The sequence below is a fragment of the Kitasatospora sp. NPDC048545 genome (assembly GCF_040651155.1).
Classification (GTDB): Bacteria; Actinomycetota; Actinomycetes; order Streptomycetales; family Streptomycetaceae; genus Kitasatospora.
Map to the genome: position 1 here is coordinate 31,624 of NZ_JBEZIQ010000049.1, position 15,755 is coordinate 47,378.

Annotated in this window: 13 protein-coding genes; 2 read left to right on the top strand and 11 right to left on the bottom strand. The window is 73.3% G+C overall.

Going from position 1 to position 15,755, the window contains the following annotated elements; translation table 11 throughout:
- Positions 1-13 precede the first annotated feature (13 nt).
- The 3 genes from AB0D10_RS34475 to AB0D10_RS34485 form a co-directional block, all read right to left on the bottom strand.
- Positions 14-454, bottom strand: coding sequence for an ester cyclase (locus tag AB0D10_RS34475; RefSeq protein ID WP_360263140.1), 441 nt, complete (start codon positions 452-454; stop codon positions 14-16).
- Between the two features lie 389 nt (positions 455-843).
- Positions 844-1,749, bottom strand: a complete 906-nt coding sequence (locus tag AB0D10_RS34480; protein WP_360263143.1) for an NADP-dependent oxidoreductase — start codon at positions 1,747-1,749, stop codon at positions 844-846.
- A gap of 173 nt (positions 1,750-1,922) precedes the next feature.
- Entirely contained in the window at positions 1,923-2,993 is a 1,071-nt protein-coding gene (locus tag AB0D10_RS34485) for an alkene reductase (RefSeq protein WP_360263146.1), read from the bottom strand.
- A 227-nt stretch (positions 2,994-3,220) separates the two neighbouring features.
- Between AB0D10_RS34485 and AB0D10_RS34490 the strand changes: the two genes are divergently transcribed.
- Both AB0D10_RS34490 and AB0D10_RS34495 read left to right on the top strand, forming a co-directional pair.
- A complete protein-coding gene (locus AB0D10_RS34490) occupies positions 3,221-3,751 on the top strand; it encodes a MarR family winged helix-turn-helix transcriptional regulator (protein WP_360263149.1) in 531 nt (176 codons plus the stop codon).
- A 259-nt stretch (positions 3,752-4,010) separates the two neighbouring features.
- Entirely contained in the window at positions 4,011-5,255 is a 1,245-nt protein-coding gene (locus AB0D10_RS34495) for an aspartate aminotransferase family protein (protein ID WP_360263231.1), read from the top strand.
- Between the two features lie 55 nt (positions 5,256-5,310).
- Here AB0D10_RS34495 and AB0D10_RS34500 read toward each other — a convergent pair whose 3' ends face one another.
- From AB0D10_RS34500 to AB0D10_RS34535, 8 genes are all read right to left on the bottom strand, one after another.
- Positions 5,311-6,117: an alpha/beta fold hydrolase gene (locus tag AB0D10_RS34500; RefSeq protein WP_360263151.1), complete on the bottom strand. Its 807-nt coding sequence runs from the start codon at positions 6,115-6,117 to the stop codon at positions 5,311-5,313.
- 93 nt (positions 6,118-6,210) lie between these two features.
- Positions 6,211-7,161 (bottom strand): nucleoside-diphosphate kinase, encoded by a 951-nt coding sequence (locus tag AB0D10_RS34505; protein ID WP_360263154.1) that lies wholly within the window; start codon positions 7,159-7,161, stop codon positions 6,211-6,213.
- 50 nt (positions 7,162-7,211) lie between these two features.
- Entirely contained in the window at positions 7,212-8,153 is a 942-nt protein-coding gene (locus AB0D10_RS34510) for a hypothetical protein (protein WP_360263156.1), read from the bottom strand.
- A 41-nt stretch (positions 8,154-8,194) separates the two neighbouring features.
- Positions 8,195-10,807, bottom strand: a complete 2,613-nt coding sequence (gene pepN, locus AB0D10_RS34515; RefSeq protein ID WP_360263159.1) for an aminopeptidase N — start codon at positions 10,805-10,807, stop codon at positions 8,195-8,197.
- Between the two features lie 3 nt (positions 10,808-10,810).
- Positions 10,811-11,548 (bottom strand): tyrosine-protein phosphatase, encoded by a 738-nt coding sequence (locus AB0D10_RS34520; protein WP_360263162.1) that lies wholly within the window; start codon positions 11,546-11,548, stop codon positions 10,811-10,813.
- Positions 11,545-12,048 carry a CYTH domain-containing protein gene (locus AB0D10_RS34525; RefSeq protein WP_360263165.1) on the bottom strand — a complete coding sequence of 168 codons (504 nt, stop codon included), beginning with the start codon at positions 12,046-12,048 and terminating at the stop codon, positions 11,545-11,547. Before AB0D10_RS34525 ends, AB0D10_RS34520 begins: the two co-directional genes overlap by 4 nt.
- Positions 12,045-13,595, bottom strand: coding sequence for an amino acid adenylation domain-containing protein (locus AB0D10_RS34530; protein ID WP_360263168.1), 1,551 nt, complete (start codon positions 13,593-13,595; stop codon positions 12,045-12,047). The genes AB0D10_RS34525 and AB0D10_RS34530 overlap by 4 nt, the downstream gene beginning before the upstream one ends.
- Positions 13,596-13,649: 54 nt before the next feature.
- A complete protein-coding gene (locus tag AB0D10_RS34535; protein ID WP_360263171.1) occupies positions 13,650-15,755 on the bottom strand; it encodes an HAD-IIIC family phosphatase in 2,106 nt (701 codons plus the stop codon).

Sequence of the window (15,755 nt, forward strand, 5' to 3'; positions counted from 1 at the left end):
ACTCTACTCCCGACTACTCCGGGCCCTGGACGAGCCCGAGCTGGCGCAGCAGTCCCAGCTCGTCGAGCCGACCCCAGCGTTCGACGATGCGGCCCTCCCGGAGCCGGAAGATGTTGATCCCCCGGAGCGTGACAGTGCGGCCGGTGGCCGGCGCGCCGAAGATCTCGCCGAGCTGGGTGCCGGTGGCGCTGAAGTGTTCCACGACAATGTCGTTCTCGGCGACGAGGAAGTCGGGCGTGGAGTGCCAGTCCGGGAAGGCACTGCGGAACAGGGCGGCGGCCCTGCGCATGCCCTCACGGCTGGTGTCGGAGTCGACCGGCGGGTCGTGGTCGAGGAAGTCCTCGGCGAGGTACTCGTCGACCGCCGCGAGGTCGCCCTCGGTGAACAGTGCGTCGATGAAAGCACGCACGATCTCTCGGTTGTCTGCGGTTCGGGTCTTCTCGATGGTGTCCATAGCCACAGTCTTCGACGCCGCCCGGGCTCCCGGTACCCCAGAAAACTGGGGTTTCTCCCCCACGCACCCGGTCATGTCGCCGTGGTCGTGCGAACCCTGGGCCGCAGGGGGGCGGTGGCCTGACAGTCACGAGCATCGCCGAGGCCGGGGTGGAGCGCTCGCCGGAGGCACCTCTCGGCGCGGTCGGTGCACGGTCCGTGAGCTGCTGGTATTCCTCTTGTCGCGAGGGAGGATGATTCCTCGTCAGGCGTCAGCGGTGCTACCAGAGCACGTCCTACTTTCAGTAGGAAGAGTCCGTGCGGTCCGGGCCTGGCGCTCCACAGTCGGACGGGGTCCGGCACCTCTGCAGGTGCCGGACCCCGTCCGCGTTCCCTCCCATGACCGCGGGGTCAGGGCAGGAGGACCACCTTGCCGCGGGTGCGGTGGGCTTCCAGGTCCGCGTGCGCGGTGGCGGCCCGGTCGAGCGGGTAGGTGCGGCCGATCGGCAGGGTGAGCCCGCCGGCCGCGGCCAGTCGCACCAGCTCCGGGAGGGAGTCCGCGCTCTGATCGGCGGCGCCGGCGCTGAAGCGCACGCCGTGCCGGCGGGCGGACGTGTCGGCGATGGTGATGACCGCGCCCGGGTCCCCGGTCAGCGCCACGGAATCGGCGAGCACGCCCGCGCCCGACGCGTCGAGGACCAGGTCCACACCGCCGGGAGCGGCGGCCTTCACCCGCTCGACCCAGCCGTCGCCGTAGCGGACCGCGGTCGCTCCGAGCGCGGTGACGCGCTCGATGTCCGACTCGCCGACCGTGCCGACCACCGTGATGCCGCGGGCGACGGCCAGCTGCACCGCGATGACGCCCACGCCGCCGGCAGCGCCGTGGATCAGCAGCGTCCGGCCCGCCTGAGCCCCGAGCTGCCCCAGCACCCGGTGCGCCGTCCGGCCGACGGTGACCAGCGCGGCGGCCACCTCCCAGGACATTCCCTCGGGCTTGGCCACCGGCCGCTCCAGCACGGCGTACTCGGCGTAGCCGCCGCCCACGGCGGCGCCGAGGACCTCATCCCCCACCACCGCGGCCACGCCCTCGCCGACCGCATCGACGACACCGGACGCGTCCAGGCCCGGGATCACCGGGAAGTCCACGGGGAACGTCTCGGCCATCAGGCCGGAGCGGACCTTCAGGTCGAGCGGATTCACGGAAGCGGCCTTGACCTTGATCCGGACCTGGCCCGGGCCGGGCTCGGGCACGGCGACCTGTGACAGCCGCAGGACCTCGGGCCCGCCGTACTCGGAGAAGGTGATTGCAGTGGACATCGTGAACTCCCAGGTGGTGACGGGTGGAACGACAGGTGGAGACGAAGGGGGGGATGGACCGGGACGGGCGGAACAAGCGGGACGGGCGGAGCCGGTAGGACCAGGGGACCGCACGGACGGTGTCCGGCCGCGCGGCCACGCCGGTGGCTCCGCCGGTCGGGCAGCCGGGGCGGTCAGGCAGTCAGGGTGGGGTAGTCGGTGTAGCCGCGGTGGTCGCCGCCGTAGAAGGTGGCCGTGTCGGGGGTGTTGAACGGGCCGCCGGCGGCCAGGCGGGCCGGCAGGTCGGGGTTGGCGAGGAAGAGCGCCCCGAAGGCGATGATGTCCGCGGTCCCCTCCTCGACCAGGGCCAGCGCGTCCGGGCCGGTGGCCTCGGGGTGGGTGAACGGGTTGAGGACGAGGGTGCCGGTGAAGCGCTCGCGCAGTTCCAGGGTCAGTTCGCGGTCCGGGCCCTCCAGCACGTGCAGGTAGGCGAGGCCGACCGGCTCCAGGGCGGCCACCAGGGCGCGGTAGGTGTCGCGGTGGTCGTCCTCGGCGATGTCGTTGTACGGGTTCGCCGGGGAGATCCGCAGGCCCACGCGGTCGGGGCCGATCGCCTCGGCCACGGCGGTGACCACCTCGACGGCGAAGCGGATCCGGCCCTCGACGTCGCCGCCCCAGTCGTCGGTGCGCCGGTTGGCGTTGGTGGACAGGAACTGGTGGACCAGGTAGCCGTTGGCGCCGTGGATCTCCACGCCGTCGAACCCGGCCTCGACGGCGGCGCGGGCCGCGGCGGCGAAGTCGTCGACCGTCCGGCGGATCTCCGCCTCGCTCAGCTCCTTGGGCGTCACGAAGTCCTTCGGCCCCTCGGCGGTGTAGACCTGGCCCTTCGCGGCGACCGCCGACGGGCCGACCGGCACCAGGCCGTCGGGCAGCAGGCTGGGGTGGCCGATCCGGCCGGTGTGCATCAGCTGCGCGAAGACCACGCCGCCCTCGCGGTGCACGGCGTCGGTCACCGTCCGCCACGCGGCGACCTGACCGGGCGTGTGCAGGCCGGGGGTGTCGGGGTAGCCCTGGCCGACGGCGGAGGGCTGGATGCCCTCGGTCACGATCAGTCCGGCGCCGGCGCGCTGCGCGTAGTAGGTCGCCATCAGCTCGGTGGGTTCGGCGCCGGGGCCGAAGGCCCGGCTGCGGGTCATCGGCGCCATCGCGATGCGGTTCGCCAGGTGCTTGCCGGCCAGGACGATGGGATCGAATGCAGTGGTCATGGTCATTCCCTCGGGAGAAGGGGTGCTGTGCGGCCCGGGTCTTCCGGACCCGCACCCGGGGTGGTTACCTGCTCGAACAAGTAAACCCCGGGAATCCCTTCCCGGAGAACGATGTGACCCAGGCCACATGCCATGAGCTGCTGATATGCCGAACCAAGCCAGGACGAACCGCGGGGAGGCGCATCGGAGAGTAGAGTTCTCCTGTTCAAGCAGTGAGTGAGGAAGCAATGACACAGCCCACACCGGCAGGTGGACCGACCCCCGAAGGACGGGACGCCACCGTCCCGCTGCCCGCCGCGGCCGGGGGCGGACCGGTCAGCCACGCGATCTTCCGCCTGGCCCGCCTGCACCGCATGCACGCCGGACAGCTCCTGCGCCCCCTCGGCCTCCACCCGGGCCAGGAGCTCGTCATGATGCAGCTGTGGGAACTCGGCGCCCAGCGCCAGAGCGACCTCGTACGGCTGCTCGACTCCGACGCGGCCACCATGACCCGCACCGTCCAGCGCCTCGAACAGGCCGGCTTCGTCCGCCGCCGCCCCGACCCCACCGACCGGCGCGCGTCCCTGGTCGAACCCACCCCCGCCAGCCAGGCCCTGCGCCACGAGGTCGAACGGGTCTGGACCCAGCTGGAGGACCTCGTCGCCGCCGATCTGAGCGCCGACGAACGCACCGACGCCCGGCACACCCTGGAACGCCTGGAGCACAACCTCGCCCAGGCCGCCGCCGACCCCGACCGCGCCGCGGACGCCAGGCCCTGAGCCGTACCCGGCGCGGGGGGGGTGCGGCAGGCCGGCGCAACGAGGAGGCGCGGCGGCGGATCGCGGCGGCGGATCGCGGTGGCGCAATCGCGGCGCCCGTGTCGTCCCCGATTGACCGGACTGCGGACCGGAGGTCGGGTAGCTTGCCTGGAAGCCGTCCACGCGTCGCGTCCCGGCTGCCCGACCGACGCCAAGTCGGTGCTGTCGCAAGGAGAGTGAGCCTCGCTTGTCGAACCTGCTCGACCGCCACCGCGCGGTCATGCCGAGGTGGATGTCGCTCTACTACGACGAGCCGATCGAGATCGTGAGCGGCCAGGGGCGCCGCGTCACCGACTCCGCCGGACGCAGCTACCTCGACTTCTTCGGCGGCATCCTCACCAACATGCTCGGGTACGACGTGCCCGAGGTGAGGCAGGCCGTCGAACGGCAGCTGCGCACCGGGATCGCGCACACCTCGACGCTGTACCTCCTCCGCACCCAGGTGGAGTTGGCCGAGCGGATCGCGGAGGTGTCGGGCATCGCGAACGCCAAGGTCTTCTTCACCAACTCCGGCACCGAGGCCAACGAGACGGCGCTGCTGCTCGCCACCAACGCCCGCCGGTCCGACCAGGTGCTCGCGCTGCGCAACAGCTACCACGGACGCTCGTACGCGGCCACGGCCGTCACCGGCAACCGGAGCTGGAAGAACTCCTCGCTCTCGCCCGTCAACGTGCACTACCTGCACGGCGCCGACCGCGTGCGCTTCCCGCACCTGTCGGACGAGGACTTCCTGGCCTTCTGCACGGACGATCTGCAGCAGGTCCTCGACACGGCCACCGCCACCGACGTCGCCTGCCTGATCGTGGAGCCCGTCCAGGGCGTCGGGGGCTTCACCGCACCGCCGGACGGGCTCCTCGCGCGGTACCGGGAGGTCCTGGACCGGTACGGGATCCTGCTGGTCTCGGACGAGGTGCAGACGGGCTGGGGCCGTACCGGAGAGCACTTCTGGGGCATCCGGGCGCACGGTGTGACGCCCCACGTCATGACCTTCGCGAAGGGCCTGGGGAACGGCTTCGCGATCGGCGGTGTCGTCGCGGACGGCGCGCTGATGGACGCACTTCCGGCCAACGGCATCTCCACGTTCGGTGGCAACCCGATCGCGACGGCGGCCGCCAAGGCCACCCTCGACTACCTGCTCGCCCACGACCTCCAGGCCAACGCCGACCGGCTCGGCCGGCTGCTGATCGACGGCCTGCGGTCCGCGGCGGAACGGCTCCCGGTCGCACGGGACGTCCGGGGCAAGGGCCTGATGTTCGCCGTCGACCTGGTCGACCCCGGTACCGGGGCGCCGAGCCCGTCGCTGGCCGCCCGGGTGCTGGAACACGCGAAGCAGCGGGGCCTGCTCATCGGCAAGGGCGGCCTCCACGGCCACGCCCTGCGGATGGCTCCCCCGCTCACCCTGACCGAGGACGAGGCGAGGGAAGGGCTCGGCATCCTCGTCGACTCGCTCGCAGCCGTCTGCTGACCCCACCGCCGTCGGCGAAACCCGCAGCCGTCTGCTGACCCCACCGCCGGGCGGGTCACGGGGCCTTCGGCAGTGCGGCGGCCACGGTCCGGGTGACGGCGGCCAGGTTGGCCTCGTCGAAGACGGCGAAGTGGCCTCCGGGCAGGAGGTGCAGGGAGCCGGGGGCGGCGGAGTGGGCGCACCACGAGGTGAGGTCGTCCGGGTCGACCAGGCGGTCGTCGCGGCCGCAGAGGACCGTGATCGGGGCCTCGATGCGCAGGTCCGGGGAACGGTCGGAGGCTTCGGTGCCCAGACGCAGGTCCGCCCGCAGGGTGCGCAGCAGGGCCGCACGCCACGGGGTGTCGCCGGCGAGTGCGGGGGGCATGTCGCCGCCGAGGTCGAGCAGGCGCAGGATGGTCGCGTCGTCGGCGTCATCGGTGAGCCGGCCGTCCCGGCCGCCGGGGATGCTTCCGGAGGCGATGAGGCCGGTGCACCGGTCGCCGAGGGCGCGGGCGACGTGCAGGCCGACGGTGGCGCCGAGGCTGTGGCCGAACACGAGGGTCGGCAGGTCCGGGTGCGGGGAGTCCGGCAGGCTGTCCAGGACGTCGTCGAGGGTCGCGCCGGGTGGTTCGCCGTACCGGCGTTCGCGGCCCGGCAGGGTCAGCCCGAGGATCTCGACGTGCGCGGGGAGGTCGCCGACGATCCGCCGGTAGCGGCTGGGGCCGGCGCCCGAGTGCGGGAGGACCAGCAGCCGGGCGGCGGGGGCCGGGGAGGGGCGCAGCGGTGTCCACCACTGCGCGGTGGCGGTGGCGGCAGCAGCAGCAGCGGTGGTGGTGTCGACGGGCGCGGACCGGGGTCGCGGGGGGCGGAGGTCGGTTGCCATGGGGCCTTTCCGGGTGGTGCGGGGTGGGCCGGTCGGCCCGCTCCGGCCGGTGTTCGGCGGGCGCGTGGCGACCGGCCCGGTGCGGGTGCCGGGTCAGGCGAGCCAGGAGCCGGGGGCCGGGTTCCCGATGACCTTGATGCCGTCGGGCTCGTCCTCCTGGATGTGGCTGCTGCCGAGCATGGCCACGTCCCAGACGTCCAGGTCGAGTTCGAGGCCGGCCAGGGCGGCGGCGAACTCCCGCCACGGCAGCGGTTCGCCGCGGTCGGTGGCAGCCAGCTGCTCCAGCAGCCGGGTGGTGGCCGGGGCGAGGTCGGGGCGTTCGGCGGCGCGCCCGCGGATGGCGGCGCCGATGCGCTCGACGGCGGCGTCACGGTCGAGGACGGTGGCGCCGTACTCGCCGGAGTTCAGGACGTGGTCGAGGGTCTCCCGGTCGTCGGTGCCGGGGGCGCCGTCCGCGAGCCGGGTGATCAGGCGCTTGCGGGGTTCGGGGTCGGCGAGGAGGTTGAGTTCGCGGACCAGGTCGGCCGGCTCGTCGGCGCAGTGGATCATGCTGCACATCCGGTTGGGGCGGCCGATCACGCTGCGCAGGCTGTCGGCGGCCTGCTGGGTGATGTCGGCCTTGCCCTTGAGCGAGCTGAGGTGCACGGTCGCCGGGAGGGCGTGGTCGCCGTGCCGGCGCAGGAGCAGCAGGAGGGTGGGGCCGGCCTGGAGCACGAGGTCGTTGACGGCGAGGCGGTCGAGGGTGGCCAGGGTGTGCTGGTGGCGCCAGAGTTCGCGGCCGGTGTGCCGGTCGAAGCGGAACATCTCGGCGCCGATGATCGAGAATCCGTGGCTTTCGAGGAAGTCGCGGATGACCTTGAGCTTGCCGGTGGCCAGGCCGTCGGGCTTGACGAGCATGAGGGCCGAGCGGTGCAGGACCTCGGTGGTCGCGTCGCCGAGGGCCGTGCGGAGTTCGTCGTGGCCTTCCCGGAAACAGGTGTCCAGTTCGTAGTGGTAGGCCTTGACCGGCATGCGGGTGAGTGTGGACCAGTTGACGGTGCCCATGGTGCGGTTCGCTTTCTCGGTGGGGTCGTGCTCGCGGTGGTGCGGGTGGGTCAGGCGTCGAGGAGGGCGGTGAGGCGGGCGTGGTTGTCGTCGAGGTCCGGGCCGAGCCCGAACTCCAGGACGGCCATGCCGTGGAGCTGTCGTGTCAGGTCGTCCTCGACCCGGGCGAGGACGGCGGGGTCGTGCTTGCCGGCGGCGAAGTCGCTGCGGCACAGCTCCAGTGCGTCGGTGACGCTCACCGGCCGGGTCTGCCGGTGTTCGCGGGTCAGGACGAGCAGGGCCTGCGGGCGGACCGCGGGCCGCAGGCGGCCCTCGAAGGCTGCGGGCCATTCGAGCCGGTGCTTGTCCCGGGCGGGGACCGGGGCGGTGCGGGCGCCGGTCAGTTCGGGCCGGCTGCGGACGAGTTCCGGGTCGAGGTAGGCGACGCGGGGGTAGCCCCAGAAGCGGCCCTCGGGGTCGTCGACGTGACGCATCATCGCGTCCTCGCCGGCGAAGTGGGCGCCGCTCAGCAGCCCCCAGGCGGTGAACGTGGACTTGCCCACGCCGCTGTCCGCGGTCACCAGCGCGGAGCGGCCGCCTACGGACAGGGCTCCGGCGTGCAGCCCGTAGTGGTGGTCGGAGCGCAGGGTGAGGACGAGGAAGGCCTTCTCGACGAGCCAGCGGCCCCACACGATCGGGTCGTCCAGGTCGGCGCGGGACAGGGTGAGGTGGATGGCGCGCCGGGCGGGTTCGATGGTCGCGGTGGACCCGCCGGTGTCGATGACGACCCGGTCGTCGGTGTCCCAGTGCGGCGGGAAGTAGGGCGGTGCCGCGGTGGGTGCGGGGGCGGTCTCGGTCACCTCGACGGTGAGGGCGACGGTGGGCGCGCCGGGCCACGGGGCGGTGTCCGCGGCCAGCGGGGCGCCGAACAGCCGGGTGACGACGGCCCGGGCGTCCTCGGGGGCGGTGCAGGCCACCCGGTAGCCGTAGAACTCGTACGGGGCGTGGTGCATGTGTGGTGTCCAATCCGCGCCGGGTGCGGCGTCGGGAGGTGTCAGGGGGTGGCGTGCGGCCCGGGGGCGTGGGTGGCGTCGACGGCTTGGGCCCGCAGGGCGCGGCGGGCGTCGTCGTGCTGCTCGCGCACGAGGCGGCGCAGCGCGGGCGGGGCGTCGGGGTGGCTCTCCAGCCAGTGGCCGGCGGCCTCGGCCGTGGTCGGCTCGCCGAGCGGGGGGAAGAGTCCGAGGACGATCTGCTTGGCCATCTCGTGGCTGCGGCCGTCCCAGATGCCGGCGATCGCCCGGAAGTAGCGCTCGGTGTAGGGGGCCAGCAGGGCGGGTTCGGTGGTTTCGGCGAATCCGGCGATGACGGCCCTCTGCAGCTGGTTGTCCAGGTCGCCGCGTTCGACGACGGCCGCCCACGCCTCGGCCTTGGCCTCGGTGCGGGGGCGGGCGGCCCGGGCGGTGGCCGCGTGGGCGGCGCCGGCCGGGGTGGGGTCGGTCCGCTCCTGCGCGGCGATCCCGGTGTCGTCGAGGCGGCCGGCCGCGGCGAGGCGGACGACGGCGGACCAGCGCAGTTCGGTGTCCGGGGTGAGGCCGGGTCCGGGGGCGGTGCCGTCCAGGACGCCGGCGACCAGGTCGAGGTGAGCCTCGGTGCGGGCGGACGCGATGAAGGCGCGCAGCCAGGCCAGTTGGTGGTCGCTGCCCGGTTCGGCGGTGCGCAGCCGGTCCAGGGCGGACTGGCTCCAGCGGGCGGTGAGTGCGGCGCGGGCGCCCGGGTCGGTGTAGTGGTGCAGGGCGTAGGCGGCCTGGCGGTGCAGGGATTCGACCACGCCGATGTCGGTTTCGGCGCCGGAGGCGGCGAGGACCAGGTCGAGGTAGGCGTGGGCGGGCAGTTCGCCGTCGCGGGTCATGTCCCAGGCGGCGGCCCAGCACAGTGCGCGGGGCAGGGGGTCGGCGAGGTCGCCGAGGCGTGCGGTGAGGGTGCGCGTGGAGAGGTCGTCGAAGCGGACCTTGGCGTAGGTCAGGTCGTCGTCGTTGAGCAGGACCAGGTCGGGCCGGGGGTGGCCGACGAGTTCGGGGATGTCGGTGAGTTCCTGCGCGGGGATGTCGGTCTCGACGCGGTGGACGCGGCGCAGGGTGCCGTCCGTGTCCGGGTGGTAGAGGCCGATGGCGATGCGGTGCGGGCGCAGGACGGCTTCCCCGGCGGCGCCGGGCGGGAGGGCCGGGGCCTGTTGGCGGACCCGGAAGCCGGTGATGCGGCCGTGGGCGTCGGTGTCGATCTCGGGGCGCAGCACGTTGGCGCCGGCGGTCTCCAGCCACAGTTTCGCCCAGCTGCCGAGGTCCCGGCCGGAGCTGCGTTCCAGGGCTCCGAGGAGGTCGGGCAGCCGGGTGTTGCCGTGGGCGTGCTCGGCGATGTAGCTGCGCACGCCGGCGAAGAAGGCGTCGGTGCCGACGTGGGCGGCGAGCTGTTTGAGGACGGAGGCGCCCTTGGCGTAGGTGATGCCGTCGAAGTTGACGAGCACGTCCTCCAGGTCGCGGATGGGGGCGACCACGGGGTGGGTGGAGGGCAGTTGGTCCTGGCGGTAGGCCTTGGCCTTCTGGTGGTTGGCGAAGGTGGTCCAGGAGTCGGTCCAGCGCGAGTCGGGCGCCAGGGCCTGGCAGGCGAACGAGCAGTAGGTGGCGAACGACTCGTTGAGCCACAGGTCGTCCCACCAGGCCATGGTGACGAGGTCGCCGAACCACATGTGGCTGAGTTCGTGCAGGACGGTCGCGGCGCGCTTGCGGTGGGCGGCCCCGGTGGCGCGGGAGCGGAAGACGTACTTCTCGCTGAAGGTGACGGCCGCGGCGTTCTCCATGGCTCCGGCGTTGAAGCCGGGGACGAAGATCTGGTCGTACTTCTCGAACGGGTACGGGTGTCCGAAGCGCTCCGGGAACCAGTCCAGGCCCTGCCGGGTGACGGCGAACATGTCGTCGGCGTCGAGGTGTTCGGCGAGGCTGCGGCGGCAGTACAGGCCGAGCGGCAGGGTGCGGTCGGCCGTGCGGTGCTCGCTGTGCACGGCGTGGAAGGGGCCGGCGGCGAGGGAGACCACATAGGTGGACAGCCGCGGGGTGCGCCCGAAGGTCCAGGTCCGGCAGTCCGGGACGGGGCCGGGGTCGTCCGTGGCGGGCGGGGTGTTGGAGATGACCGTCCAGTGCTGCGGGGCGGTGACGGTGAAGGCGAACCCGGCCTTCAGGTCGGGCTGGTCGAAGCAGGCGAACACCCGCTGGGCGTCGGCGACTTCGAACTGGCTGTACAGGTAGGTGTGGCCGTCGAGCGGGTCGGTGAAGCGGTGCAGGCCTTCGCCGGTGGTGGTGTAGGCGCAGCGCGCGGTGACCTTGACGTGGTTGCGCCCGGGGGCGGGGTCGGGCAGTTCGATCCGGGAGTCGCGGAAGACCCGGTCGGGTTCGAGGGGTCGCCCGTTGAGGAGCACTTCGTCCAGCCGGGGTGCCCGCAGGTCGAGGAAAAGCGGGGCGTGGGTGTCGGCGCAGTCGAAGTGGATCTCGGTGACGGAGGTGAAGGTGTCGTCCCGGGCGGCGGCCGACAGGTCGAGGGTGATGTCGTAGGTGTCGACCGTCAGGGCGCGGGAGCGCCGTGCGGCCTCGTCGGCGGTGAGGTTGGTGCCGGGCATGCGTCAGTGGTCCTCGTCCGTGAGCAGCCGGGCGCGCAGGGCGTCGACGGTGTCGTCGGCGAGGCCGACGCGGTCCTTGAGGTAGACCTGGACCGAGCCGTACCGGGTTTCCAGGTCGGTGAGGGTGAGGTCCATGATCACGGCGGGGGCGCGGCCGTAGCCGGGCCACTTGAGTTCGCGGTCCGGGTTGGCGCTCTTCCAGTCCTCGATCAGGCGCGCGGTGGCGGCCTCGGTGAGGGCGAAGTCGGCGAGGACGGTCTCGCGGGGCACGTCGAGGACGGTGAGCAGGAGGGCGCCGATGAGGCCGGTGCGGTCCTTGCCGGAGGTGCAGTGGAAGACGACCGGGCCGGGGGCGTGGGCGATCTGTTCCAGGACCTGGCGGATCTCCTCGACACCGTCGTCGGCGACCTCGGCGAAGCGGTCGGCGAGGTAGCGCCAGGGGTCGAGCGCCGGGTCGATCTCGGCCTGGTCGTACGGGCGGTGCTCGATGCTGAGGTTGACGTAGTGGAAGCGCTCGGGTTCGGGCACCTGGCCCTTGGTCTCGATCTCCCAGGGGTAGCGCAGGTCGATGACGGTGCGGATGCCGAGGTCCAGGAAGGTCCGCCAGTCGTCGCCGCGCAGTTTGCCGAGGTTGTCGGAGCGGTAGAGGGTGCGCCAGGGCACGGTGCGGCCGTCGGCGGAGCGGTAGCCGCCCAGGTCGCGGAAGTTGTGCAGGCGTTCGAACGTGACGTGCCGGTTCATCGGTTCTCTCCCTCGGTGTGCTGCCCCGTGCGGGCCCGTGCCGCCAGTTCCCGGTTGCTCCAGGCGGGGCTGCCGGTGATCTCCTCGCCGAACCAGTGCGGCGGCACGAAGGCCCGGGCCGCCTCGATGTCGGCGAACTCCACTTCGACCACCCGCAGTCCGGTCAGGGCGCCGTCGTACTCGTCGACCGTCGCGAGGTGGCCGTCGAGCGGGACGCTCCAGCGGACCTTGCTCAGGCACTCCCCGCCGGCCAGGTCCCACAGCTGGTCGAAGACCTCGTCGGCGACGGGGAACTCGACCTCCTGGCGGACCATGGCGCCGGAGGCCGGGTCGAAGGTCTTCGCCGTCATCAGCCGGGTGCCCTCCCCCGCGCGGACCCGGAACTCCACCGGGACGCCGGAGGGGGTCAGGTAGGCCTGCCGCAGGCGCTCGGCGGTGGCCTGCGGGGGCACCCGCCAGTCCTCGGCGACCTTGAACTTGCGTTCGATCTCGGTGCTCACCGCGACATCACCCGCAGCCGCGTGTCGGTGGACAGCCGGGCCCGGTCCAGCTTCCCGGACGGGGCGAGCGGCATCTCGGAGACGACGGTGATCCGGTTGGGCACCATGTGCGCGGGCAGCCGCTCGACGCAGGCCTGCCGCAGCAGGGCGGCGGTGCCGTCGGTCGCCTCCGTCCCGGGGCCGAGCGTGGTGTACGCGGCGAGGACGCTCTCCCCGCCGGCCGCCTCCTCCGTCACGGCCACGGCGTCCGCGACCCAGGGCACCGCGCGCAGGGCCGCCTCGATCTCGCCGAGCTCGATGCGGAACCCCCGCAGGTTGATCTGCCGGTCGTTGCGGCCCAGGTACTCGTAGGTGCCGTCGGACAGCTTCCGGGCCAGGTCGCCGGTGCGGTACCAGCGGCGGTGCGCCGTGTCGCCGGCCAGCCGCAGCTCGGGGAACCGCTCCGCGGTGAGGTCGGGCCGGTTGACGTAGCCGTGCGCCAGGCCCGGGCCGGCGATGTACGCCTCGCCGGGCTCGCCGTCGGGCACCGGGGCGCCGTGCTCGTCGAGGAGCACCATCGTGTGGTGGGCCAGCGGACGGCCGATCCAGGTGCCGCCGCTGTCGGAGGCGACCCGCTCGGGGGTGAGCGCGCCGAAGGTCGTGTGCACGGTGGTCTCGGTGATCCCGTACATGTTGACCAGGGTCTCCGAGCCGGGGCGCAGGGTCATCCAGGAGCGGACCGAGATCCGGTCGAGGGCCTCGCCGCCGAAGACCACGTAGCGCAGCGCCAGGTCGACGGGGCGCCGCTGGTAGGCCTTGGGCAGGTACTTGAAGAAGCTCGGCACCGTGCTGAGCACCGTCACCCGCTGCTCGGCGAGGAAGTCGAGCAGGGCGGCGGGGCGCTTGGCCGTGTCGGCGGGGACGAGGGCGATGCGGCCGCCGAACAGCAGCGCGCCCCAGATCTCCCACACCGAGAAGTCGAAGCTGTAGCTGAAGTACAGGCTCCAGACGTCCTCGGGGCCGAAGACGAAGGGGCCGTCCGCGCAAGAGCGGAAGAGTTCGAGGACGGCCTGCTCGTCGACAGCCACGCCCTTGGGGGTGCCGGTCGATCCCGAGGTGTGGATGACGTAGACCGGTACGTCGGCCGGCCGGGCCCGGGGGGCCGGCTGCGCCGCCGGCGCGTCCTCGCGCCACACCCGGACGACGCCGTCCGGCAGCGCCGGGCCGTCCTGCGCCGCGATGGCGACCCGGGCCCCGGTGTTGCGCGCCATGAACGCGAGCCGGTCGGCGGGGTAGGCCGGGTCCAGCGGCACGTAGCCGCAGCCGTGGCCGAGGACCGCGAGGATCGCGGCGACCACCTCCCAGCCCCGCTCCAGGCTGATCCCGACCAGTTCCCCGGGGCCGACCCCCGCTCGGGCCAGGCCCGAGCGGAACTCCCGGGCGGCCTGCTCCAGTTCGCCGTAGCTGACGTGGACGGAGCCGTCGGTGATCGCGACGGCGTCGGGCCGCTCGGCGGCCCGGGCGGCGTACACCTCGTAGAGGGACACCGCGTGCTTCAGGTCGTGCACTGGCTTCCTATCGGACTCGCGGGAACGGCGGGACGGGGCTCGGCTCGGCGCCGGTCACCCGGTGGCGGGCAGCGCGGCGAGGGCGGCGTGCAGCCGGTCGTAGCTCTCGTCGAGGTCGGCGGACACCTCGAACTCCCACAGCGGCAGGCCGGCCAGCAGGCCGCGCAGGTCCTCCTCGACGGCGGCGCACTGCTGCGCGTCCTTCGCGGTGGCGTAGTCCTCGCGGCAGCGCTCCAGGGCCTGCTCGACGTCGAGTCCGCGCAGCCCGCCGCTCTCACCGCGGACCAGGAAGACCAGGGCGTCGGGGCGGGCGCGGGTGGTCAGCCGCTCCTCCAGGGCCGGCGGCACGGTGACCCGGCTCTTGGCGCCGCCCTCGATGGAGGTGGCCGACGCCTCCCGGAGGACCTCGCTGCGGGCGATCATGTCCGGGGAGAGGTACAGGGCGCGCGGGTAGCCCCACAGGACGCCCTCGGGCTCGTCCATGTTCCGGGCCAGGATGTCCTCGCCGACCAGGCGGGCGCCCCGGTGCAGGGCCCAGTAGGTGAAGGTCGACTTGCCCACGCCGGCCGCGGCCGTCAGCACGGCGGTGCGCCCGGCGACCTCGACGGCGCCGGCGTGCAGCGGGTAGCTGCGCGGGTGGCGACAGACCAGGTAGAGGAAGAGCCGCTCCAGGATCCAGCGGCCCCACACCTGCGAGTCGTCGAGGTCGGCACGGGCGAGGGTGACGGTGCCGGACAGCGCCGCGGGGTCGAGGACGCAGCGGGAGGAGGCGGTGTCGATGACGATCGGGTCCCCGGTCATCACCTCCAGGTTGTGCGGCGGGTTGACCGCGGCGACCGCCGGGCCGTCCTGCACGTCGAAGGCCAGTCGCACGGTGCGCACGTGGCCGGCCGCGGGCGCGTCGGGCGCGGCCGACTCCGGGCCGAAGAAGTCCCGGACCACGCCGCGGGCGGCGCTGTCGTACGAGCACTCCACCCGGTGGCCGTAGACCTCGTGGACGGAGGCCAGGCGGCCGGTGCCGAGGGTGGGGGCGGTGACCCGCATGCTCGTGGAGACCTCCTGGGCGGCGGGCACCAGGTGCAGCCGCTGGATGTCGGGGCCCTCCCCGGCGGCGGGGCCGCAGTCCTCGCACGGGTCCTGGCCGAATCCGGCGAAGCGGTAGGCGACCTCCATGATCCGGTTGCGGTCGGTGCGCCGGAAGTCGGCCGTCAGGTGCACGCCGGCGGCGTGCGCCTGGTTCATCAGCCAGCGCAGCACGGTGGCACCGGTACCGAAGGACACCACCCGGCAGGAGGTGGCGAGCAGCTTCAGGTGCCAGCGGCCGGGCAGGCGCTGGAGCAGCAGCACGCCCACCGCCCCGTGGCTGCCGAAGCGGTCGGTCAGGCCGGCCACCAGCACGTCGTGGTCGGGATCGGCGAGCAGGGCGGTCAGGTCCTCGTGCGAGTAGTGCACGCCCGTCGCGTTCATCTGGCTGGTGCGCAGGGTGAGTTCCTCGACGCGCGCCAGCTGGTCGGGCCCGGCGTGCTCGACGACCAGGCGCAGGTCCAGGGAGCACAGGAACTCGTCGCCGGACCCGCTGTGCTCGGCCTCGGCGCGTTCGCGCCGCACGCCGGCCTGGTACATCGAGCGCCGGTTGGCCGCGTCCTCGGTGACGTGGGCCGGCGTGAACTCGGGCAGCCCGGTGAGTCCGGTCGCCCGCTCGGCCTCGTAGGTGCGCACCGCGGGCAGCTCGTGCTCGACCTCGGCCCGCTCGACGGGCTGGTCGTCGATGAACGCGATGGCGGACTCGGCGAACTTGAGCTCGGCGGCGATGGCGCGGACGCTGTCGGACTTGCGGCCCCAGCCGATCTGCGGGACCAGGAAGTACTCGGCCAGGCCCAGCTTCTCCAGCCGCGCCCAGGCGTGGTCGTGGTAGTTGCGGCTGGCGACCGACTGGAGGATGCCCCGGGAGTCCAGCTCCAGGACGGTGCGCCGGATCTCCTCGGACACCTCGACCTCCTCGTCCTCCAGGAGGGTGCCGCGCCACAGCGTGTTGTCCAGGTCCCAGACCAGGCACTTGACCGGGGCCTGGCTCTGGGCCGGGGTGGCGGCGGCCGGGGCCGGGGTGGCGGCGGGGGTCGGGGCGGCGGCGGGAACCGGCCCCGCGGCGGTGTCAGACAT

Excerpts from the sequence above, each read along its gene's own strand:
- AB0D10_RS34475 (WP_360263140.1), bottom strand. The coding sequence starts at position 454 with ATGGACACCATCGAGAAGACCCGAACCGCAGACAACCGAGAGATCGTG.
- AB0D10_RS34480 (WP_360263143.1), bottom strand. The coding sequence starts at position 1,749 with ATGTCCACTGCAATCACCTTCTCCGAGTACGGCGGGCCCGAGGTCCTG.
- AB0D10_RS34485 (WP_360263146.1), bottom strand. The coding sequence starts at position 2,993 with ATGACCACTGCATTCGATCCCATCGTCCTGGCCGGCAAGCACCTGGCG.
- AB0D10_RS34490 (WP_360263149.1), top strand. The coding sequence starts at position 3,221 with ATGACACAGCCCACACCGGCAGGTGGACCGACCCCCGAAGGACGGGAC.
- AB0D10_RS34495 (WP_360263231.1), top strand. The coding sequence starts at position 4,011 with ATGCCGAGGTGGATGTCGCTCTACTACGACGAGCCGATCGAGATCGTG.
- AB0D10_RS34500 (WP_360263151.1), bottom strand. The coding sequence starts at position 6,117 with ATGGCAACCGACCTCCGCCCCCCGCGACCCCGGTCCGCGCCCGTCGAC.
- AB0D10_RS34505 (WP_360263154.1), bottom strand. The coding sequence starts at position 7,161 with ATGGGCACCGTCAACTGGTCCACACTCACCCGCATGCCGGTCAAGGCC.
- AB0D10_RS34510 (WP_360263156.1), bottom strand. The coding sequence starts at position 8,153 with ATGCACCACGCCCCGTACGAGTTCTACGGCTACCGGGTGGCCTGCACC.
- pepN (WP_360263159.1), bottom strand. The coding sequence starts at position 10,807 with ATGCCCGGCACCAACCTCACCGCCGACGAGGCCGCACGGCGCTCCCGC.
- AB0D10_RS34520 (WP_360263162.1), bottom strand. The coding sequence starts at position 11,548 with ATGAACCGGCACGTCACGTTCGAACGCCTGCACAACTTCCGCGACCTG.
- AB0D10_RS34535 (WP_360263171.1), bottom strand. The coding sequence starts at position 15,755 with ATGTCTGACACCGCCGCGGGGCCGGTTCCCGCCGCCGCCCCGACCCCC.